Source organism: Streptomyces dengpaensis (assembly GCF_002946835.1).
Taxonomy (GTDB): Bacteria; Actinomycetota; Actinomycetes; order Streptomycetales; family Streptomycetaceae; genus Streptomyces; species Streptomyces dengpaensis.
Window position 1 is genome coordinate 3,383,685 of sequence record NZ_CP026652.1, and the last position, 19,812, is coordinate 3,403,496.

Annotated in this window: 21 protein-coding genes and 1 riboswitch; of the genes, 10 read left to right on the plus strand and 11 right to left on the minus strand. The window is 70.7% G+C overall.

Going from position 1 to position 19,812, the window contains the following annotated elements:
- Complete coding sequence (locus C4B68_RS15385; protein WP_338059735.1) at nucleotides 1-1,284, plus strand: D-alanyl-D-alanine carboxypeptidase family protein; 1,284 nt, start codon at nucleotides 1-3, stop codon at nucleotides 1,282-1,284.
- On the opposite strand, the gene C4B68_RS15390 is transcribed toward C4B68_RS15385, so the two are convergent.
- The 4 genes from C4B68_RS15390 to C4B68_RS15405 all read right to left on the minus strand — a co-directional run bounded on the left by C4B68_RS15390 (nucleotide 1,238) and on the right by C4B68_RS15405 (nucleotide 4,191).
- Nucleotides 1,238-2,164, minus strand: a complete 927-nt coding sequence (locus C4B68_RS15390) for a YihY/virulence factor BrkB family protein (RefSeq protein ID WP_099500742.1) — start codon at nucleotides 2,162-2,164, stop codon at nucleotides 1,238-1,240. The two genes, C4B68_RS15385 and C4B68_RS15390, sit on opposite strands and share 47 nt — an antisense overlap.
- Nucleotides 2,165-2,178: 14 nt before the next feature.
- Nucleotides 2,179-2,583, minus strand: a complete 405-nt coding sequence (locus tag C4B68_RS15395) for a GtrA family protein (RefSeq protein ID WP_099500797.1) — start codon at nucleotides 2,581-2,583, stop codon at nucleotides 2,179-2,181.
- A 65-nt stretch (nucleotides 2,584-2,648) separates the two neighbouring features.
- Nucleotides 2,649-3,593 carry a decaprenyl-phosphate phosphoribosyltransferase gene (locus C4B68_RS15400; RefSeq protein WP_099500741.1) on the minus strand — a complete coding sequence of 315 codons (945 nt, stop codon included), beginning with the start codon at nucleotides 3,591-3,593 and terminating at the stop codon, nucleotides 2,649-2,651.
- Complete coding sequence (locus C4B68_RS15405; RefSeq protein WP_099500796.1) at nucleotides 3,586-4,191, minus strand: phosphatase PAP2 family protein; 606 nt, start codon at nucleotides 4,189-4,191, stop codon at nucleotides 3,586-3,588. Before C4B68_RS15405 ends, C4B68_RS15400 begins: the two co-directional genes overlap by 8 nt.
- 251 nt (nucleotides 4,192-4,442) lie before the next feature.
- On the opposite strand from C4B68_RS15405, the gene C4B68_RS15410 reads away from it, so the two are divergent.
- Both C4B68_RS15410 and C4B68_RS15415 read left to right on the plus strand, forming a co-directional pair.
- Nucleotides 4,443-5,792 carry a decaprenylphosphoryl-beta-D-ribose oxidase gene (locus tag C4B68_RS15410; protein WP_099500740.1) on the plus strand — a complete coding sequence of 450 codons (1,350 nt, stop codon included), beginning with the start codon at nucleotides 4,443-4,445 and terminating at the stop codon, nucleotides 5,790-5,792.
- A 21-nt stretch (nucleotides 5,793-5,813) separates the two neighbouring features.
- Entirely contained in the window at nucleotides 5,814-6,569 is a 756-nt protein-coding gene (locus tag C4B68_RS15415; RefSeq protein WP_099500739.1) for a decaprenylphospho-beta-D-erythro-pentofuranosid-2-ulose 2-reductase, read from the plus strand.
- A gap of 299 nt (nucleotides 6,570-6,868) precedes the next feature.
- On the opposite strand, the gene C4B68_RS15420 is transcribed toward C4B68_RS15415, so the two are convergent.
- Together C4B68_RS15420 and trpS are read right to left on the minus strand one after the other, a co-directional pair.
- On the minus strand, nucleotides 6,869-7,450 hold the full coding sequence (locus C4B68_RS15420) for a 2'-5' RNA ligase family protein (protein ID WP_099500738.1): 582 nt from the start codon (nucleotides 7,448-7,450) through the stop codon (nucleotides 6,869-6,871).
- A gap of 180 nt (nucleotides 7,451-7,630) precedes the next feature.
- Nucleotides 7,631-8,644 (minus strand): tryptophan--tRNA ligase, encoded by a 1,014-nt coding sequence (gene trpS / locus C4B68_RS15425; protein ID WP_099500737.1) that lies wholly within the window; start codon nucleotides 8,642-8,644, stop codon nucleotides 7,631-7,633.
- Nucleotides 8,645-8,721: 77 nt separating this feature from the next.
- Here trpS and C4B68_RS15430 point away from each other — a divergent pair, with 77 nt between their 5' ends.
- The 4 genes from C4B68_RS15430 to C4B68_RS15445 all read left to right on the plus strand — a co-directional run bounded on the left by C4B68_RS15430 (nucleotide 8,722) and on the right by C4B68_RS15445 (nucleotide 11,837).
- Entirely contained in the window at nucleotides 8,722-9,333 is a 612-nt protein-coding gene (locus C4B68_RS15430; RefSeq protein WP_180289209.1) for an RNA polymerase sigma factor, read from the plus strand.
- A complete protein-coding gene (locus C4B68_RS15435; RefSeq protein WP_099500794.1) occupies nucleotides 9,326-10,228 on the plus strand; it encodes a hypothetical protein in 903 nt (300 codons plus the stop codon). The genes C4B68_RS15430 and C4B68_RS15435 overlap by 8 nt, the downstream gene beginning before the upstream one ends.
- 140 nt (nucleotides 10,229-10,368) lie before the next feature.
- Complete coding sequence (locus C4B68_RS15440; protein ID WP_240634360.1) at nucleotides 10,369-11,049, plus strand: hypothetical protein; 681 nt, start codon at nucleotides 10,369-10,371, stop codon at nucleotides 11,047-11,049.
- A 122-nt stretch (nucleotides 11,050-11,171) separates the two neighbouring features.
- Nucleotides 11,172-11,837 (plus strand): hypothetical protein, encoded by a 666-nt coding sequence (locus C4B68_RS15445; protein WP_373682200.1) that lies wholly within the window; start codon nucleotides 11,172-11,174, stop codon nucleotides 11,835-11,837.
- Between the two features lie 22 nt (nucleotides 11,838-11,859).
- Here the strand turns inward: C4B68_RS15445 and C4B68_RS15450 are convergent, their stop codons facing one another.
- Nucleotides 11,860-13,308, minus strand: coding sequence for a glycine hydroxymethyltransferase (locus C4B68_RS15450; protein ID WP_099500735.1), 1,449 nt, complete (start codon nucleotides 13,306-13,308; stop codon nucleotides 11,860-11,862).
- Nucleotides 13,309-13,349: 41 nt separating this feature from the next.
- Nucleotides 13,350-13,436: riboswitch (ZMP/ZTP riboswitch) on the minus strand.
- A 173-nt stretch (nucleotides 13,437-13,609) separates the two neighbouring features.
- Here C4B68_RS15450 and rocD point away from each other — a divergent pair.
- On the plus strand, nucleotides 13,610-14,824 hold the full coding sequence (rocD, locus tag C4B68_RS15455; RefSeq protein ID WP_167459093.1) for an ornithine--oxo-acid transaminase: 1,215 nt from the start codon (nucleotides 13,610-13,612) through the stop codon (nucleotides 14,822-14,824).
- Between the two features lie 3 nt (nucleotides 14,825-14,827).
- Entirely contained in the window at nucleotides 14,828-15,001 is a 174-nt protein-coding gene (locus C4B68_RS41875; RefSeq protein ID WP_167458942.1) for a hypothetical protein, read from the plus strand.
- On the opposite strand, the gene C4B68_RS15460 is transcribed toward C4B68_RS41875, so the two are convergent.
- From C4B68_RS15460 to pdxR, 3 genes are all read right to left on the minus strand, one after another.
- Nucleotides 14,998-16,188: a glutathionylspermidine synthase family protein gene (locus C4B68_RS15460; protein WP_099500734.1), complete on the minus strand. Its 1,191-nt coding sequence runs from the start codon at nucleotides 16,186-16,188 to the stop codon at nucleotides 14,998-15,000. The genes C4B68_RS41875 and C4B68_RS15460 overlap by 4 nt on opposite strands.
- Nucleotides 16,189-16,216: 28 nt before the next feature.
- Complete coding sequence (locus C4B68_RS15465; protein WP_099500733.1) at nucleotides 16,217-16,564, minus strand: hypothetical protein; 348 nt, start codon at nucleotides 16,562-16,564, stop codon at nucleotides 16,217-16,219.
- A 134-nt stretch (nucleotides 16,565-16,698) separates the two neighbouring features.
- Nucleotides 16,699-18,141 carry a MocR-like pyridoxine biosynthesis transcription factor PdxR gene (pdxR, locus tag C4B68_RS15470; protein WP_099500732.1) on the minus strand — a complete coding sequence of 481 codons (1,443 nt, stop codon included), beginning with the start codon at nucleotides 18,139-18,141 and terminating at the stop codon, nucleotides 16,699-16,701.
- Nucleotides 18,142-18,189: 48 nt separating this feature from the next.
- On the opposite strand from pdxR, the gene C4B68_RS15475 reads away from it, so the two are divergent.
- Nucleotides 18,190-18,732, plus strand: coding sequence for a carboxymuconolactone decarboxylase family protein (locus C4B68_RS15475; protein ID WP_099500731.1), 543 nt, complete (start codon nucleotides 18,190-18,192; stop codon nucleotides 18,730-18,732).
- Nucleotides 18,733-18,854: 122 nt separating this feature from the next.
- Here C4B68_RS15475 and C4B68_RS15480 read toward each other — a convergent pair whose 3' ends face one another.
- Nucleotides 18,855-19,811 carry an ABC transporter substrate-binding protein gene (locus C4B68_RS15480; protein WP_099500730.1) on the minus strand — a complete coding sequence of 319 codons (957 nt, stop codon included), beginning with the start codon at nucleotides 19,809-19,811 and terminating at the stop codon, nucleotides 18,855-18,857.
- Between the last annotated feature and the right edge of the window lies 1 nt (nucleotide 19,812).

Consider the following 19,812-nt stretch of genomic DNA (forward strand, 5'->3'; position numbering starts at 1 on the left):
GTGCCAGCCACCAAAAAGACCGTGAAGCGATCCTTGTTGGTCACTTCTGCCACCGTGTTGTCCCTTTCCCTGACGGCCGTTCCGGCCGCGGCGGCCCCGTCACCGGGCGCGAGCCCGAGCGCCACTCCCCCGGCGAACATGTCGACCGTCGGTGGCGAGCGGCTGGGCCGGCCCGGAACCCAGGTGAATCTCGGCACCGGCGCCCCGGTCCTGCCCAAGGACCTCACCGCCCGCTCCTGGATCGTCGCGGACGCGGAGTCCGGCGATGTGCTGGCCGCCCACAACGCGCACTGGCGGCTGCCCCCGGCGAGCACCCTGAAGATGCTGTTCGCCGACACAGTGCTGCCGAAGTTCCCGAAGACCGCCAAGCACAAGGTGGTCCCCTCCGACCTGGCGGGCGTCGGCTCGGGCTCCAGCATGGTGGGGATAAAGGAGGACGAGACCTACACGGTCCACGACCTGTGGCTCGGCGTCTTCCTGCGCTCCGGCAACGACGCCGTCCACGTGCTGGCCTCGATGAACGACGGCGTCGACCAGACCGTCAAGGACATGCAGGCGCACGCAGAGGAGCTCCAGGCCCTCGACACGCGCGTGGTCAGCCCGGACGGCTACGACGCGAAGCGGCAGGTGTCGTCGGCGTACGATCTGACGCTTTTCGCGCGTTCCGGGCTGCAGAAGAAGGACTTCCGGGAGTACTGCTCGACCGTGCGGGCCAAGTTCCCGGGCGAGACAAAGAAGAGCAAAAAGGGCAAGACAACCCGCGGGTCCTTCGAGATCCAGAACACCAACCGCCTCCTGACCGGCGACAGCGACATCTCCACGTACCAGGGCATCGCGGGCGTGAAGAACGGCAACACCACCAACGCGGGCGCCACCTTCACCGGCGTCGCCGAGCGCGACGGCAAGGTGCTGCTCGTCACGGTCATGAACCCGGAGAAGGGCGGGCACAACGAGGTCTACAAGGAGACCGCACGGCTCTTCGACTGGGGCTTCCATGCCTCGGGCAAGGTCGAGCCGGTGGGCGAGCTGGTCCCGCCGAAGGGCGTCGACACGGGCGCGCAGCCGGGCGCGAAGGCGTCCAACTCCGGCGCGGACGGCTCGGGCAAGGGGGGTACGGACGAGGCGTCCGCGAAGCCGGTGGCCGCCTCCGGCGCGCAGGGGGGTTCGAGCGGTGTCGGGATCGCCCTGGCTATCACGGGCGGTCTCCTCGCTCTGCTCGCGGCCGGGATCTTCGTCGTCAACCGCCGGTGGCCGCTGCCGGATCTGATGCGCCGTCGTCGCTGACGCCGGCGGGCTCCTCGTCGCTCCGCTCGTCCGTTGCCGGCCCCGTCGCCGTCCAGGCGGCGCAGAACAGCAGCAGTTTCGCGGTGAAGTTGATCCACAGCAGCAGCGCGATCGGAACCCCGAAAGCGCCGTACATGCTCTTCGACGCGACCTCCTTCATATAGCCGCTGAGCAGCAGCTTGAGCAGCTCGAACCCGGCGGCGCCGATCAGCGCGGCGACGATCAGCCGGGGCCGCGGCGGCTCGACGCCGGGCAGCAGCGTGAGGACGTACAGCAGGAGCAGGAAGTCGGCGAGTACGGCGACGGCGAACGCGGCGGCCCGGAGCAGCGTGCCGCCCCAGCCGGCCTCGTCGATGCCGAGCTGCCCGGCGGTCCAGCCGACCGCCGTGGACGCGACGGTGGAGGCGGCGATGGTGACGAGCACGGCGCCGCCGAGTCCGACGAGTACGCCGGCGTCGGTGAGCTTGCGCAGCACGGGGTTCTCGTCGCTGTCGGGCAGCTCCCAGACCGCGCGCAGACAGTCCCGCATCGAGCCGACCCAGCCGATGCCGGTGAACAGCAGGACGGCGCCGGCGACGACACCGACCGTGCCGGCGTTATGGACGAGGCCCTGGATGTCCAGCTGGTCGGAGATGCCCGGCACCTGCTCGGCGATCTTGTCCTCGAGGTCCTTCCGCTGCTGACCGCTCAGCGTGGCGGCCGCGATCGCGGCGGTGACGGTCAGCAGCGGGAAGAGCGCCACGAAGCTGATGAAGGTCATCGCCGCGGCGAGCCGCGTCCACTTCACGTGGTCCAGACGCTCGTACGACCGCCACGCGTGCGTGGCCATCAGGCGGGTGACCAAGGGCCCCACGCCGGGAAGCTTTTTCAGCCAGTCCATGATCCGACTCTGCCCTACCCAGGAACGCCGACGCCTCGGAACACCAAGGTGCGGGTACCCCAAAATCGCAGAACAGTGGCGAGCGCCATGCCGATTCCGGCGCCCGAAATGGTGTCCGCGCGCTGCGAGGTGAAGCCGAGGCCGTAGTGGCTGACGGCGATGCACAGCAGCTGGACCAGGGCGCCCGCGACGTTCACCGCGAAGAAGATCACGTACTGGCGCGTGCCTCGTGCGGCGGCGTGCCGGTAGGTGCCGAGCGCGTTGCCCGCGTACGCCACCGAGCAACCCGCGACGAAGCTCAGCGCCTTGGCGGTCAGCGGGTCGAGGCCGACGGGTCCGCGCAGCCAGATGAAGAGGCCGAGGTCGGCGGCGTAGGCGAGGATTCCGGCGGTGGCGAAGCCGAGGAGTTCGCGCGCCATGGGGCGCGCGGTGAGGCGCCCGGTGAGCCGCTCGGCGGGTCGCGCGCTGGGGCGTCCGGCGAGGCTCACCAGTTCGCCACGGCGAGGCCGTACATCGCCAGCCACACCAGCCCGATGAGCGCCAGCGCGCGGTCGTGCAGGACCACGTCCTCGGGCTCACCGGCCGTCCCCCGGTCGGCGAAGACGGCGTACCGCAGGATGGCCAGAATGAAGGCAACCACCGACAACTGCCGCCAGGGCAGCACACCGGCGCTGGGCGCGCCGCCCTCCTCCAGGGCCCACAGGCAGTAGCCGAGGACGGAGACCCCGGCGGCCAGCTGCCAGACGAAGCGCAGATAGCCGGTGGTGTATTCGGTGAGCAACGCGCGCGTGGCGCCCGCTTTCCCGGCCATCTGCACGGCTTCGGAGTAACGCTTCGCCGCGACCATGAACAGCGCCCCGAAGCCGGTGGTGATCAGGAACCAGCGCGAGAGCGGGATGCCGAGGGCGAGACCACCGATCATCGCGCGCATCAGGAACCCGGTCGTGACGACGACGAGGTCCACGACCAGGATGTGCTTCAGGCTGACGCAGTACGCCAGTTGCATGCCGATGTACGCGATCAGCAGCGCGGCGACACCCGGCGAGCAGAGCCATACGGCGGCGGCCGGGGCGAGGAGCGCGAGGGCGCCCCCGACGGCGTAGGCGACCAAGACGGGGACCTGGCCCGCGGCGACCGGGCGGTGGCACTTGACCGGGTGAGCGCGGTCGGCGGCGGCGTCCCGGGCGTCGTTGATCAGGTACACGGCGGAGGCGCAGGCCGTGAACAGCGCGAAGACGAGCGCGAGTTGGGTGAGCGCGTGCCCTACGAACAGCTGACCCGCGGCGGCCGGGGCGGCGACGACCAGCACGTTCTTCACCCACTGGCGGGGGCGCGCGGTCCTGACCAGACCCCGGACGAGGCCGCCGAGGCTCCTCGCGGGTGCCGGGGCGGCCTCTGTGCGCTCCAGGAGTGCGGTGGGCTCAGGCATGGCCGTCCCCGATCCAGCGGGCGCCCAGACGGGCCGTCAGCGCCCCCAGCACGGCGCCCGCGGCGACGTCCGAGGGGTAGTGGACGCCGACGACCATCCGCGAGACACACATGGCCGCGGCGAGCGGGGTGACAGAGGCGCACAACGCGGCGGCGAGCGGCGGAGCGACGGGGCTGCTCCGCGCGTCGAGCGGTGGACCGATGGGGGCGCCGCGCGCGCCGAGCGGCCGACCGACAAAGGCGCTGCGCGCGCCGAGCGCGCCGTACGCGATCGCCGCGGCCGCCGCCGAGGAGGCGTGCGAGCTGGGGAAGGAGTGCCGTCCGGCCGTGCTCACGAGCGGCATCACGTGCGGGGGGCGCGGGCGGCGCACGATCCGTTTCACCCCCATGCTGGCGAGGTGCGCGGTGGCGGTGAGCGCCGTGGCGCGCAACCACGCGCCGCGCCGCTCCCGGTCGACGGCCGCCCCTGCGAGCCCCGCCGCGAGCCACAGCGCGCCGTGTTCGCCGGTCCAGGACAGGGCGCGCGCGACGGCCGCCACGCGCGGGTCCCTACCGCACGCGTGGAGTGCCGACAGCAGTCGACGATCCAGGCCGTCCATGCCGCGGTCCATGTCGTCGAGATCGTCGAGCCGGCGGTCCATGTCGTCCTGGTCGTCGAGTCGGCGATCCACGTCGTCGAGGTCGTCAAGGTCGTCCATGTGGTCTCACTCTTCTAGGGAGTGGCCACAGAACTACGGCAATCTAGGGCGACATCCCATTAATCACCCATTTCGGTGAGGAGCTGTACGGGCCGGAGGGATGGGGGTGTTATGCACCCTTCACGCCCTTTGCCGACGCTACGGTCACGGTCATGCCTGCCGACACCGTCTCCGTCTCGGGGTGGGGCCGCACCGCCCCGACCACGGCCCGTCTCGTCCGCCCGCGCACGTACGAGGAGGCGGCGGCCGCCGTCCGGGAGTGCGGGACACGCGGCGGCATCGCCCGGGGCCTCGGGCGGGCCTACGGTGACGCCGCGCAGAACGCGGGCGGGGCGGTGCTCGACATGACGGGCCTGGACCGCATCCACGCGATCGACGCGGACGGCGGCACCGTGCTCTGCGACGCGGGTGTCTCGCTGCACCGGCTGATGGAAGTGCTGTTGCCGCTGGGCTGGTTCGTGCCGGTCACACCCGGGACCCGCTATGTGACCGTCGGCGGCGCGATCGGCGCGGACATCCACGGCAAGAACCACCATGCCTCGGGCTCCTTCGCCCGCCACGTCCTCGCCTTCGAGCTGCTGACCGCCGACGGTGCGATCCGTACGGTCGGCCGCGGCACGCCGCTCTTCGACGCCACGGCGGGCGGCATGGGCCTGACCGGCGTGATCCTCACGGCGACCGTCCGGCTCCAGCCCGTCGCGACCTCGCTCATGTCCGTCGACACGGAACGCGCGGCGGACCTGGACGACCTGATGGCCCGCCTCACCGCCACGGACCACCACTACCGGTACTCGGTCGCCTGGATCGACCTGCTCGCGCGCGGCGCGTCGATGGGGCGCTCAGTCCTGACCCGCGGCGATCACGCGCCCCTGGACGCGCTGCCCCCACGCGTGCGTAGACACCCGTTGGCGTTCCGCCCCTCGCAGTTCCCGTCCGCGCCCGCCTTCGTGCCGGAAGGACTCCTGGGGCGCACGACGGTGGGCCTCTTCAACGAGCTCTGGTATCGCAAGGCTCCACGCGCGCGTGCCGGTGAACTGCAGAAGATCTCGACCTTCTTCCACCCCCTCGACGGAGTGCCGCACTGGAACCGTGTCTACGGACGGAGCGGCTTCGTGCAGTACCAGTGCGCCGTCGGACACGGGCAGGAGGAGGCCCTGCGCCGGATCGTGCGGCGCATCTCCGAGCGCCGGTGCCCGTCCTTCCTCGCCGTCCTCAAGCGCTTCGGAGAGGGCGATCCCGGCTGGCTGTCCTTCCCCATGCCCGGCTGGACCCTCGCGCTGGACATCCCCGCGAACCTGGCGGGGCTCGGCGCCTTCCTCGACGAGCTGGACGAGGAGGTGGCGCAGGCCGGCGGACGCGTCTACCTCGCGAAGGACTCCCGGCTGCGGCCGGAGCTGCTGGCCGGGATGTATCCACGGCTCGGTGAATTCCGTTCCCTGCGCGAGGAGTTGGACCCCCGGGGGGTCTTCACCTCGGACCTCTCCCGCCGCCTCGGTCTCTAGTCCCCGTCTCTAGGAGCTGTCATGAAGGACGCCTTCGGTATCCCCCAGTCCCTGCTGATCCTCGGCGGCACGTCCGAGATCGCGCTGGCCACCGCGCGCCGCCTGATCGTCCGGCGCACCCGCACGGTGTGGCTCGCGGGACGGCCGTCGCCCGCCCTGGAGCAGGCCGCCGAGCAACTGCGCGGGATGGGCGCGGACGCCCGTACCGTCGCGTTCGACGCCCTCGACCCCGCGTCCCACGAAGCCGTGCTCGGCAAGGTCTTCGCGGAGGGCGACATCGACATGGTGCTGCTGGCGTTCGGGGTGCTCGGCGACCAGGCGCGCGACGAGAAGGAGCCCGTGTCGGCGGTACGGGTCGCGCAGACCAACTACACGGGCGCGGTGTCGGCCGGGCTGGTGTGCGCGCGGGCACTCCAGGCACAGGGGCACGGCTCCCTGGTGGTCCTCTCCTCGGTCGCCGGCGAGCGCGCCCGCCGCTCCAACTTCATCTACGGCTCCAGCAAGGCGGGCCTGGACGCCTTCGCGCAGGGCCTGGGCGACGCGCTGCACGGCACGGGCGTGCACGTGATGGTCGTACGCCCCGGGTTCGTCCGTACGCGGATGACGGCGGGCCTCAGGGACGTACCGCTGGCGACCACTCCGGAGGCGGTCGCGACGGCCGTCGAGACGGGGCTGCGACGCCGGTCGGAGACGGTGTGGGTGCCGGGGGCGCTGCGGCTGGTGATGTCGGCGCTGCGGCACGTACCGCGAGCGGTGTTCCGGCGGCTGCCGATCTGACGCTGCCGTCGGCGGGGCGTTTGCTTCCGTCGCTTCCTTCGGCGGGGCGTTTGCTTCCGTCGCTTCCTTCGGCGGGGCGTTTGCTTCCGTCGCTTCCGTCGGCGGGGCGTTCGCTTCCGTCGCTTCCGTCGGCGGGGCGTTCGCTTCCGTCGCTTCCGTCGGCGGGGCGTTCGCTTCCGTCGCTTCCGTCGGCGGGGCGTTCGCTTCCGTCGCTTCCGTCGGCGGGGCGTTTGCTTCCGTCGCTTCCGTCGGCGGGGCGTTCGCTTCCGGTCGTTCTGCTTCTCCGTCAGTGGGGCGTTCTAACGGGTCGGCAGTGTGGTGTCCCGCTCGGATGCGCACGCCTGTGGGGGCACCACGGCGCTGCCGAAGGCGAACTCGCGCAGCTTGCGCCAGACGCCGTCCGCGCCCTGCTCGTAGAGCGCGAACCCGCTGCAGGGCCACTCGGCCTCGTAGCCGGAGAGCTCCTCGTAGGCCCGGTCCATCGCCTCGTCCTCGATGCCGTGCGCCACCGTGACGTGCGGGTGGTACGGGAACTGCAGTTCGCGCGCGACCGGCCCGGACGCGTCCCGGACCTGCTTCTGCAGCCAGGCGCAGGCCTCGGCGCCCTCGACGACCTGGACGAACACGACGGGCGACAGCGGTCGGAAGGTGCCCGTGCCGCACAGCCGCATCGGGAAGGGACGCCCGGTGGACGCGACCTCGACGAGATGCGCCTCGATCGCGGGCAGCGCCGAGTCCTCGATCTCCGTCGGCGGCAGCAGGGTGACGTGCGTGGGGATACCGGAAGCCGCGGGGTCGCCGAAGCCCGCGCGCCGCTCCTGGAGCAGGCTGCCGTGAGGCTCCGGGACCGCGATCGACACGCCGATCGTTACGGTCCCCACGTCATCTCCTGTCGTTGTCCCGATGATCCGATGTTCGTCGCGGGCAGGGGTCACCGCCCGGGTTGGTTCGGCTATCGACTGTACGGCGATGCAGCCCGGTTCCGGCCGTCGTACGGGTGTTGTGCTCGTCTCGTACTGGCGGCCGGAAGCGGTGTGGTACGGGTGCTGCCGGGCCGCCGGTCAGTGCTTGGCGGGCAGGAAGCCCACCCTGTCGTACGCCTGGGAGAGCGTCTCCGCGGCGACGGAACGCGCCTTCTCGGCACCCTTGGCCAGGATCGAGTCGAGCGTCTCCGGGTCGTCCAGATACTGCTGGGTGCGCTCCCGGAACGGCGTCACGAAGTCGACCATGACCTCGGCGAGGTCCGTCTTGAGCGCACCGTAGCCCTTGCCGGTGTACTTCTGCTCCAGTTCCGCGATACCGGTGCCGGTGAGGGTCGAGTAGATGGTCAGCAGGTTGCTGATACCCGGTTTCTGCTCGGTGTCATACCTGATGACCGTGTCCGTGTCGGTGACGGCGCTCTTGACCTTCTTGGCGGTCGCCTTCGGCTCGTCGAGGAGGTTGATGAGGCCCTTGGGAGTCGACGCCGACTTGCTCATCTTGGTCGACGGTTCCTGAAGATCGAAGATCTTCGCCGTCTCCTTGAGGATGTACGGCTTCGGGACCGTGAACGTCTGGCCGAAGCGGCCGTTGAAACGTTCGGCGAGGTCGCGGGTGAGCTCGATGTGCTGACGCTGGTCCTCACCGACCGGGACCTCGTTGGCCTGGTACAGCAGGATGTCCGCGACCTGCAGGATCGGGTACGTGAAGAGGCCGACGGAGGCGCGGTCGGCGCCCTGCCTGGCGGACTTGTCCTTGAACTGGGTCATGCGGGACGCCTCGCCGAAGCCGGTGAGGCAGTTCATGATCCAGGCGAGCTGGGCGTGCTCGGGGACATGGCTCTGGACGAAGAGCGTGCAGCGCTCCGGGTCGAGACCGGCGGCGAGCAGCTGCGCCGCGGCGAGCCGGGTGTTCGCGCGCAGCTCCGCGGGGTCCTGCGGAACGGTGATCGCGTGCAGGTCGACGACCATGTAGAACGCGTCGTGAGTCTCCTGCAGCGCCACCCACTGACGAACGGCGCCGAGGTAGTTGCCGAGGTGGAAAGAGCCTGCGGTGGGCTGGATTCCGGAGAGCACGCGAGGACTGTCAGAGGCCATGGGGCCATTCTCTCAGGTGACTCACATTGCTCGGGAACAGGTGGGAACCGATCTGCCTCGGGCGGTGTAACAACAATGTGAGGACGCGGGAGGGGGGCCGCATCGTCGTCGACGAGGCCGTGGTGATCGCACGCGTACGCGCCGGTGAGCCGGAGGCGTACGCGGAACTGGTCCGTGCCCATACGGGCATCGCGATCAGGGCGGCCAGGGCACTGGGGGCGGGTGCGGACGCGGAGGACGTGGTGCAGCAGGCGTTCATCAAGGCGTACTGCTCGCTGGGGCGCTTTAGGGACGGCGCGGCGTTCAAGCCGTGGCTGCTCTCGATCGTCGCCAATGAGACGAGGAACACAGTGCGGACGGCGGTGCGGCAGCGGACGCTGGCCGGCCGGGAGGCCGCGTTCGCGGAGGCGGAGCCGCTGATACAGGAATCGGCGGACCCGGCGGTCGCGGCGCTGGAGATAGAGCGCCGCGCGGCGCTGCTGGCCGCCCTGGAGCAGCTCAGCGAGGAGCACCGCCTGGTCGTCACATACCGCTATCTCCTGGAGATGGACGGACCGGAGACGGCCCAGGCGCTGGGCTGGCCGCGCGGGACGGTGAAGTCCCGGCTCAACCGCGCCCTGCGCAAGCTGGGCCGACTGCTGCCCGACTTCGAACCTCGGAAAGGGGAAGGGGGTGATGAGCATGAATGAGTCGTACGAGTCGCCTGATTCGCACGAGTCGCCCGACGAGAAGGGCGCGGGAGGCACGGAGCCCTCCGGTGAGCGGAGTGGGCGTGCCCGTGCGGGCGGCTCGCGGCTACCGGAGGAGCTGCGGCAGCTCGGGCGGTCGCTGGATGGGCCCGGGGCGGCCGGGAGCGATTCGATGGTCGAGCGGGTGCTGGAGCAGATACTCGCCGAGAGGATCCCGGCTCCGGTGGCAGAGCCGCCGGGGCCCGGCGAGCGGCTCCGGGCGGTGCGCCGCTGGGCGCGGGTGCGCTGGCGCGCGCTGACCGCGAGCCTGTGCGGTGTGCTGACGGTACTCGTGCTCACGCCTCCGGTGCGCGCCGCGGTCGTGGACTGGTTCGACTTCGGCGGGGTCGAGGTGCGGTACGACCCGTCGGCGGTCCCCTCGCCCGGGGCCCGGGTGCCGGGGTGCGGCCCTTCGCTGACGTCGGCGCAGGCCGAGCGGCGGGCCGGGTTCGCGCCTCTCGTGCCCGACGCCCTCGGGATGCCGGACGCGGTGACGGTGACACCCCAGCCGCAGGGACGGCTCCTGATGAGCCTGTGCTGGCGCGAGCACGGGCACACGGTCCGGCTGGACGAGTATCCGGAGAGCCTCGACATCAATTTCGCCAAGGCGGTGCGGGAGCATCCGGAGTGGGTGCAGATGGGCGGCTCCGAGGACTACGGCAGTCAGGCGCTGTGGTTTCCGAAGCCGCATCTGCTGAGCTTCTGGCTCATCGACGCGGACGGGGACCGCTTCACCCGCTCCGAGCGGACAGCGGGGCCCACGCTGCTGTGGATGCACGAGCAGGAGGTGACCCTCCGGCTCGAGGGAGTGGCGTCGAAGGCGCGGGCGGTGGAGATCGCGAAGTCGCTGAAGTAACGGGACTGCGCATGCGCTGAAGTAGCCCGCAAATTGGCCGGTGCCGAGTGGGAACCCCGACGGGTCGAGCGGTGTACCAGAAGTGACACACCGCGGGCGGGCGGACCGCACGCGGATCGACTAGCTGGTTGGGGGTTCGAATGCGCAGGCTTCGTGAACTGATCGCGGGAACAGGGGCGTTGGCGGTGGCCCTCGCGGCGGTGCTGCTGGGGGCACCGCCCGCGACGGCCGGTGGCTCGACGAGTGTGCTGGTGGTCTCGCCGGAGAGCGAGGAGATCACCGCGCTGTATTACTCGGACGAGGAGTACGAGAAGTTGATGCAGCTGCTGGGCACGCTGGGCTCGGGCATACGCGAGGAGCCGAAGCCGCCGGGTCTCAACACGGGCGACGGCAGTCGTCAGATCAATGTCACATGGATGGCCCACGAGGTGACGCCTTGGCGCGTCGACCGCGTGTACCCGAACACCCCGCGAAGCAATGAGGTCTGGATATACACAGCGACCGATATGCGGTCGCTGAACGGCCGCTGGCACAAGGCAAAGCATCCGGCCGAGGTGCGCGAGCTGTTCAAGAAGCTCGGCGTGACGGGCACGTCATCGGGTGAGGGTACCGAGGCCATGGGTCCGGCACCTTCGAAGACCACGGAGAACAGGTCCACCGCGCCCGCGCGCACCGCGCAACCCAACTCGACCACCGCCGCCGCGGCCGACGACGGGACCGACTGGTGGTGGGCACTGCCGGGGGCGGCGGCCGGAGCCTTGCTGGCGCGGGTACGGCTGCCGCGTAAGGGAGAGCCCCGGCAGGAGTTGCGGGACGTATGAGGTGCTGGCCGGACAAGTGGCACGAGGGGGATGAACGGGCGAGAGGCACGAGGGGGATGGACGGACAAGGGGGCTGGATGAGATTTCAGGCCGGAAGGACGAGGTTGAGGAGGCTATGGCTCGTGTGCCTGGTTTCCGTGGCTCTGCCCGCGCTCGGCGCACCAGCAGCCCATGCTTCGACGCGCACCATGGCCCATGCGAAGGCCGACACCCCGGATCTGGCCCTGGTCGTCGCCGGTGACACGGGGCGGACAACCACCCTGCACGCCGGCGAGGAGGACTTCATACGGTTCTGGCGGTTGCTGTCGCCCCAGTTCACCGGGACGGAAAGGGTGCCCGATGCCTGGGCGGAGGGCCGCTACCCAAAGGTGCTGACCACCGTGATCTGGGGGCTGACCGGAGTCGGGGGCTGGCCGCAGACCAGCAGGGCGCCTGGCGGCGATGTGGCCATCGAGCGCCAGGACCAGGTCCTCCTCGCGGCGGACGGCACGCCCTGGGTGCGGTCGGATCCTTCGCCCGACGTGGAGGACGACGACATCCGCTGGCATCGCGCGCCGCGCTGGCTGTTCGACGACATGGCGGTGCGCGGGGATCTGTTCGGCTCCCCGAGCGACCCGGTGGCCGCCTCGCAACAGGACGCGGCGGGGCGTGGGGAGTGGGCGATACCCGGGTTGGCGGCGGGCCTGGTCCTCGGCGTCGGCGGCACCCTTCTGATACGCGGCGCGGCGGCCCGGCGTGAAGCTGCCGGACCGCTGCGGGAACCACGACAGGAGCTGATCGACTTGTAGCCCCGGGTGAGGCGCCGGGGCGTCAGCCGAGGTCGATCTCCGGGTAGAGCGGGAAGCCGGTGAGCAGGTCGGTGGCGCGGTGGGCGATCTCGTCGGAGATCTTCGGGTCCAGGACGTGCTGGGCCTTGGACGGGCTGCCCTTGGCGGTGGTGCCGGGCTCGGCGGCGGTGAGGACGCGGTCGATCAGAGCAGCGATCTCGTCCATCTCGGCGGTGCCCAGACCACGGGTGGTCAGCGCGGGCGTGCCGATGCGGATGCCGGAGGTGTACCAGGCGCCGTTGGGGTCGGCGGGGATGGCGTTGCGGTTGGTGACGATGCCCGAGTCGAGCAGTGCGGACTCGGCCTGGCGGCCGGTGAGGCCGTAGGAGGAGGCGACGTCGATCAGGTTGAGATGGTTGTCCGTGCCGCCGGTGACCAGCGTGGCGCCGCGGCGCATCAGGCCCTCGGCGAGGGCGCGGGAGTTGTCGACGACGGCCTGGGCGTAGTCGCGGAACTCCGGGCGGCGGGCCTCGGCGAGCGCGACGGCCTTGGCGGCCATGACGTGCGGGAGGGGGCCGCCGAGGACCATCGGGCAGCCGCGGTCGACCTGCTCGGCCAGGGTCTCGTCGCACAGCACCATGCCGCCGCGCGGGCCGCGCAGCGACTTGTGCGTGGTGGTGGTGACGATCTGGGCGTGCGGGATCGGGTCGAAGTCGCCGGTGAGGACCTTGCCGGCGACGAGACCGGCGAAGTGGGCCATGTCGACCATGAGGGTGGCGCCGACCTCGTCGGCGATCTCCCGCATGATGCGGAAGTTCACGAGACGGGGGTAGGCGGAGTAGCCCGCGACGATGATCAGGGGCTTGAACTCACGGGCGGAGGTGCGCAGGGCCTCGTAGTCGATGAGGCCGGTGGTGGGGTCGGTGCCGTAGGAGCGCTGGTCGAACATCTTGCCGGAGATGTTCGGGCGGAAGCCGTGGGTGAGGTGGCCGCCGGCGTCCAGGGACATGCCGAGCATGCGCTGGTTGCCGAAGGCCTGGCGCAGCTCGGCCCAGTCGGCCTCGGAGAGGTCGTTGACGTTGCGGACGCCGGCCCGCTCCAGGGCGGGGGCCTCGACGCGGGCGGCGAGGACGGCCCAGAAGGCGACGAGGTTGGCGTCGATACCGGAGTGCGGCTGGGCGTAGGCGTGCTCGGCGCCGAAGAGTTCGCGGGCGTGCTCGGCGGCGAGGGCCTCGACGGTGTCGACGTTGCGGCAGCCGGCGTAGAAGCGGCGGCCGATGGTGCCCTCGGCGTACTTGTCGCTGAACCAGTTGCCCATGGCCAGGAGGGTGGCCGGGGAGGCGTAGTTCTCGGAGGCGATCAGTTTGAGCATGTCGCGCTGATCGGCGAGTTCCTGGCCGATGGCGTCGGCGACGCGGGGCTCGACGGCGCGGATCACGTCGAGGGCGCTGCGGACGGCGGTGGTTTCGGTGGAGAGGGGCTGCTCGGGCATGTCGGCCTCCGGACGGCGTGGCGTTCAGCAAACACGATTCACGGTTCGGCCCAGGCGCACGGCACACAGTTCCGGGGCCGCTCCCCGATGGTCGGTCCCATCCCAGCGCGCCAGTCACGGCCCCGCCGGTCAGCCTACCGGGCGCGCCGGATCGTCGGCCACGCGGAGTAGCCGCGGATTGATCGCGCGTGGTCCACCGTGCCAGCGACTATAGGAAGGAGGCCATATGCACCCCCACGGCGGGCTGCTCCCCGTGCTCGGGAAAACGCCCCCCGTGCCGGCGTCAAGAAACGGAGATCCCGTGACCGCTACGGAGACGACGCAGGCGTACATCGCGTCGGCCGACGCGCACAGCGCGCACAACTACCACCCGCTGCCGGTCGTCGTGGCGACGGCGGACGGGGCCTGGATGACGGATGTCGAGGGGCGCCGCTTCCTCGACATGCTGGCCGGATACTCGGCGCTGAATTTCGGCCATGGCAACCGGCGGCTGATCGAGGCGGCGAAAGCGCAGATGGAGCGGGTGACGTTGACGTCGCGGGCGTTCCATCACGACCGGTTCGCGGACTTCTGCCGGGAGCTGGCGGCGTTGTGCGGCAAGGAGATGGTGCTGCCGATGAACACGGGCGCGGAGGCGGTGGAGACCGCGGTGAAGACGGCCCGGAAGTGGGGGTACCGGGTCAAGGGCGTGCCTGGGGAGATGGCGAAGATCGTGGTCGCGGGCAACAACTTCCACGGCCGTACGACGACGATCATCAGCTTCTCCACGGACCCGGAGGCGCGGGCGGACTTCGGGCCGTACACGCCGGGGTTCGAGATCGTGCCGTACGGGGACTTGACCGCGATGCGGGCGGCGCTCTCGGAGAACACGGTCGCTGTGCTGCTGGAGCCGATTCAGGGCGAGGCGGGGGTGATGGTGCCGCCGCCCGGTTATCTCCAGGGCGTGCGCGAGCTGACGCGGGAGCGGAACGTGCTGTTCGTCGCGGACGAGATCCAGTCGGGGCTCGGCCGTACGGGGAAGACCTTCGCGTGTGAGCACGAGGGGGTCGTGCCGGATGTGTATGTGCTGGGCAAGGCGCTGGGAGGCGGGGTCGTTCCGGTGTCGGCGGTGGTGGCCGACCGGGAGGTGCTCGGGGTGTTCCGGCCCGGGGAGCACGGGTCGACGTTCGGGGGGAATCCGCTGGCGTGCGCGGTGGCGCTCGAGGTGATCGCGATGCTGCGGTCGGGCGAGTTCCAGCGGCGGGCGGCCGAGCTGGGCGAGCATCTGCACCACGAGCTGGGCCTGTTGACGGGCTCGGGGCATGTGACCGAGGTGCGCGGGCGGGGGCTATGGGCGGGCATCGACATCGCCCCGGCGTACGGCACGGGACGGGAGATCTCCGAGAAGCTGATGGACCGGGGCGTCCTCGTCAAGGACACCCACGGCTCCACGATCCGGATCGCCCCGCCCCTGGTCATCAGCAAGGAGGACCTGGACTGGGGACTGGCCCAACTCCGGGGCGTACTGGGGGTCTAGTCAGTGCCGGGATGGCGCACTGGGCTGCGCATCGTCGCGGTTTCGCTCGCGCTGACCGTGGCCGCGTACGACGTGCTGGTCCGGCGCACGCGCGTGACCCGCTTCCTGTTCGGCCTGCGCGAAGGCGGCCGGCCCGAGCACGGCCTGCGCGAGGCGGGCCGCGACGACAGGCCCTAGAGGATCACGTGGGGCAGGAAGCGGGCGTACTCGTCGGTGATCAGGCCGGAGGACTCGCGGATGCCGAGGCCCGCCGACTCGTTCTCGACGACCCAGGCGCCGAGGACGACACGGTTGCCGTCGAAGTCGGGCAGGGGCGCCAACTCCTGGTAGCAACAGGGGTCTTCGTCGTCGCGCGCGACGGGGGTGGCGCCCGGCTCGTGGACCGTCACGCCCGCGCCCTCGCGGCCGAGGAGGGGCTTGGCGACGTAACCCGCGGTCGTGGCCAGCTCCCGTGGCCCGTCGAGGTAGGCGGGGAGAAGGTTCGGGTGGTCCGGGTAGAGCTCCCAGAGGATGGCGAGGAGGGCCTTGTTGGACAGGAGCATCTTCCAGGCGGGCTCGATCCACAGGGTCGTGCCGGTGCCTCCGCCGTTGTCGAGGGTGTCCAGGACGTGGTCGGCGAAGCGCTCGGTGGTGAGCCATTCCCAGGGGTAGAGCTTGAAGCAGCTGCGGATGAAGCGGAGCTGGTTGTCGACGAAGCGGCCGGAGAGCGGGTCCCAGCCGATCTCCTCCATCGAGATCCAGTCCGTGTCGAGTCCGGCCTGCTCCGCAGTCTCCTTCAGATAGGCGACCGTCATCAGGTCCTCGCCGAGTTCGTCGGCGGCGGAGTGCGCGAAGTAGAGAGGGCCGCCGGGCGGCAGGAGGGCGGCCTGTTTCTTCCAGGCGGCGATGAGGCGTTCGTGGAGGGAGTTCCACTGGTCGGCGCCCGGGAAGCGGTCCTGCATCCAGAACCACTGGGGGCTGGCGGCCTCGACCAGGGAGGTCGGGGTGTCGGCGTTGTACTCGAGGAGCTTCGCTGGGCCCGTGCCGTCGTAGTGGAGGTCGAAACGGCCGTAGACGGAGGGGAGTTCGGCGCGGCGGTGGCATGCCTCGGCGACCGCCTGCGCCACGCGCGGGTCGGTGATGCCCAGGTCCGCGAAGCGGTTCTCGGTGACGATGTGGTCGGCCGCCGCCAGGCACATGCGGTGCAGTTCCTCGACGACCTCCTCCAGCGCCTCCACCTCCGGGAGCGAGAAGACGTAGTACGCGCTCTCGTCCCAGTAGGGGCGCAGGGAGTCGTCGGGGTAGCGGGTGAGCGGGTAGATGAGGCCTTGTTCCTCGACGGTCTGCTGCCAGCCGGGGCGGGGGGCGATCGTGCGGCGTTCCACTGTCCTGGTTCCCTTGTCCTGTCGCGGCTCAGCCGCCGGAGCTGCCCTTGCCGCTGCCGAAGCCGCCGCGGTCGACGCTGCTGCCGCCGCCGGAGCCGCCCGAGCCGCCGGACCCCTTGGGCTTGGTGAAGGAGCCGCCGTCGACCCAGCCGCTGTTCTTCTTGCCGCCGTAGTACCAGGCGCCGCCGGACGACGTCTTGGCCGACTTGCAGTTCTTGTCGGCGACGACCTTGTAGCCCTTGGTGAGGTTGTAGCTGTCGCGGTCGACGCAGCGCTTGTCGGGGTCCGAGGAGCAGGCGGTGAGCGCTGCCGCGAGGAGTCCCATGCCGCCGAGGACGACCGTGCCCGAGCGCAGTTGCCGTCGTGTGTCTGCCATTTCCGTTCCCCCGTGGTTCCGTTGCGTGCAGATCTGTTCAGTCAGTTCAGGTCTTCAATTTCGCAGACAGTCACCTTAGAGATCGCTCCCGGCCGCTGCGCGGTGGCCCCCCTGTGATGCGGCGTCCCCTGCCGTCACTTCGTGCTCTTTGGAGTGATGTGCGCCCTTGGTTCCGGGCTGAAAACCGCCAGCGCCCTGCACAGCGCATCCAGCGCCCCCGACCAGGCGTGGTCCGCTGGTGTGCCGTATCCCACCACCAGCGCGTCCAGGCGATCCGTGGTGGCGTCGGGGTGGCGGAAGCGGGTGAGACCGTAGACGGCCAGGCCCTGCCAGGCGGCGGTATGGACTGCTGACTGCTCGGTGCCCGGGGGGAGTTGGAGGACGGCGTGGAGACCGGCGGAGATGCCGGTGACGCGGACGGCGGGGGCGCGGGTGGCGAGGGCGGCGACGAGGGCGTCCCGGCGGCGGCGGTAGCGGAGGCGGGTGGCGCGGACGTGGCGGTCGTAGGCGCCGGAGGTGATGAATTCGGCGAGGGTGAGCTGGTCCAGGGCTCCGGTGGACCAGCCACCGCCGTCCTTCAGCGACGTGACGTCGGCCGCGAGCGACGGTGGCAGGACCAGCCAGCCCAGGCGCAGCCCGGGGGCCAGGGCCTTGCTGGCGGTGCCGAAATAGACGACCTGGTCGGGGTCGAGGCCCTGCAGCGCGCCGACCGGCTGGCGGTCGTAGCGGAACTCCCCGTCGTAGTCGTCCTCCAGGATCAGCCCACCCGTACGGCGGGCCCAGTCCACGACGGCGGCACGGCGGTCCGGATGGAGCGGCACGCCCATGGGGAACTGGTGGGCGGGGGTCAGCAGGACGGCTCGTTCGCCCGTCATGTCGCCCGCGCGCGTGCCGCGTTCGTCGAAGGGGAGGGGGGTCGTGCGCAGGCCCGAGCGGTGCAGGAGGTTCCAGTGGACGTCCAGTCCGTACGACTCCACGGCGATCGAGCGCAGACCCCGCTGCCGCAGCACCGCGCTGAGCAGCGTCAGGCCGTCCGCGAAGCCGGAGCAGATCACGATGCGGTCCGGGTCGGCCCGGACACCGCGGGCCCGGGAGAGGTAGCCCGCGAGGGCGGTGCGCAGTTCGGGACGGCCGCGCGGATCGCTGTAGCCGAGGGCGTCGTGCGGCGCGGCGGTCAGCGCGCGGCGGGCCGCCTTCAGCCACGCGGCGCGCGGGAAGGAGGCCAGGTCGGGGCTGCCGGGGACGAGGTCGTACGTGGGGCGCCCCTGCTCGCGTCTGCGCGGCGCCGTCTCCGGAGCCGGTTGTACGACCGTCCGCTCGGCCACCCTCGTGCCCGAGCCCTGGCGTGCGGTGAGCCAGCCCTCGGCGACGAGATCGGCGTACGCGTCTGCCACCGTGTTGCGGGCGATGCCCAGGTCGGCGGCGAGCGAGCGGGAGGACGGGAGACGCATACCGGGGGCCAGCCGGCCGCTGCGGACCGCCTCGCGCAACGCGTCCGTCAGGCCTTTGCGGACGCCCGTCGCTCCGGTCGGCTCAACATGGAGGTCCACCCCCAGAGTGGCCCACGTTTCTTCCATGGAAATGGACCATACCCTTGGGCTAGTCCGCTCGTAGGGTCCCTAGACATGACCACACCCCACGCCGACGCCCACACGACCGCCACCGCGAGCGACGAGGCCGGCAAGACCGTGACATACGCCCCCGAGCACACGGCCCGTCTGGAATGGGCCAAGTTCGCCCCCGACGTCTACAAGGCGATGATCAAGCTCGACGCGGCGGCCCGACGGGGTGTGGACCCCGTACTCCTGGAACTGGTGAAGATCCGCGCCTCACAGCTCAACCACTGTGCGTTCTGCCTCGACATGCACACCAAGGACGCGCTCGCGGCGGGCGAGAGCGCCGAGCGGATCATTCAGCTCGGCGCGTGGGAGGAGTCGCGGCACTTCTACACGGAGAAGGAGCTCGCGGCGCTCGCGCTGACCGAGGCGATCACGGTCCTGACGGACGGCTTCGTACCGGACGACGTGTACGAGCACGCCGCCGAGCACTTCGAGGAGGCCGAGCTGGCCCAGCTGATCGCCGCGATCACGGTGATCAACGCGTGGAACCGGTTCGGAGTGACCTGCCGCCTGGTGCCCGGGCACTACGAGGCCGGGCAGTACAAGTGAGCCGTACGAAGCCGTCGGCCCGCTGACCAGCCCCTTCCGCCTGCCGGCGCCCCGCCCCTGGAGCTGGCGTCGCCCCTGGAGCGTGCCCCTGCCGCCCCCCGGGGCGCGCGGCAGGGGCCCGCTCAGGACAGCCACGACCTCCACGTCGACTCGTGGCTGTCCACCCACTTCTTCGCCGCCTCCTGGGGCGACAGCTTGTCGTTGGCGATCATCAACGACACCTCGTTCTGGTCCTCGGTCGTCCACTTGAAGTTCTTCAGGAAGGCGGCCGCCTTGCCGCCGCTCCGCGCGAAGTCCGCGTTGAGGTACTTCTGCAGCGGGGTGTGCGGGTACGCGCAGGCGACCTCCGCCGGGTCCGCGTCGCAGCCCTCCTTGTACGCCGGGAGCTTCACCTCGGTCATCGGGACCTTCTTGAAGAGCCACTGCGGCGAGTACCAGTAGGTCAGGAAGGGCTTCTTCTCCTTCGCGAACTGCTTGATCTGCGTGATCTGCGCCGCCTCCGAACCGGCGAACACGACCTGGTAGTCCAGCTGCAGGTTGTTCACCAGCGCCTTGTCGTTCGTGACGTAGGAGGGTGAGCCGTCCATCAGCTGGCCCTTGCCGCCGCTTTCGGCGGTGCGGAACAGCGAGGCGTACTTGTCGAGGTTCTTCCAGTCGGTGACGTCGGGGTGCTCCTTGGCGAAGTACGTCGGGACGTACCAGCCGATGTGGCCGGTGACCCCGAGGTCGCCGCCGCGCGCGATGGTCTTCTTGTCCTCGGCGTACCGCTTCTCCTGGTCGGGGTGGCCCCAGTCCTCCAGGATCGCGTCGACCCGGCCCTGGCTGAGCGCGTCCCAGGCAGGGACCTCGTCGACCTGGACGGTGTCGACGCGGTAGCCGAGTTCGTGCTCGAGCAGGTACTGGGCGACGGACACGTTGGCCTGGGCGCCCACCCAGGACTGCACGGAGAGGGTCACGGTCCTGGCGCCCTGCGCGTTGGCGAAGGGCGAGGCCTGCTGGGTCATATCGGCGGCGCCGCAGCCGGTCAGCAGCAACAGGGCCGCTGCGCCGGCCACCGCGGATGTCGTACGAAGTCGCATG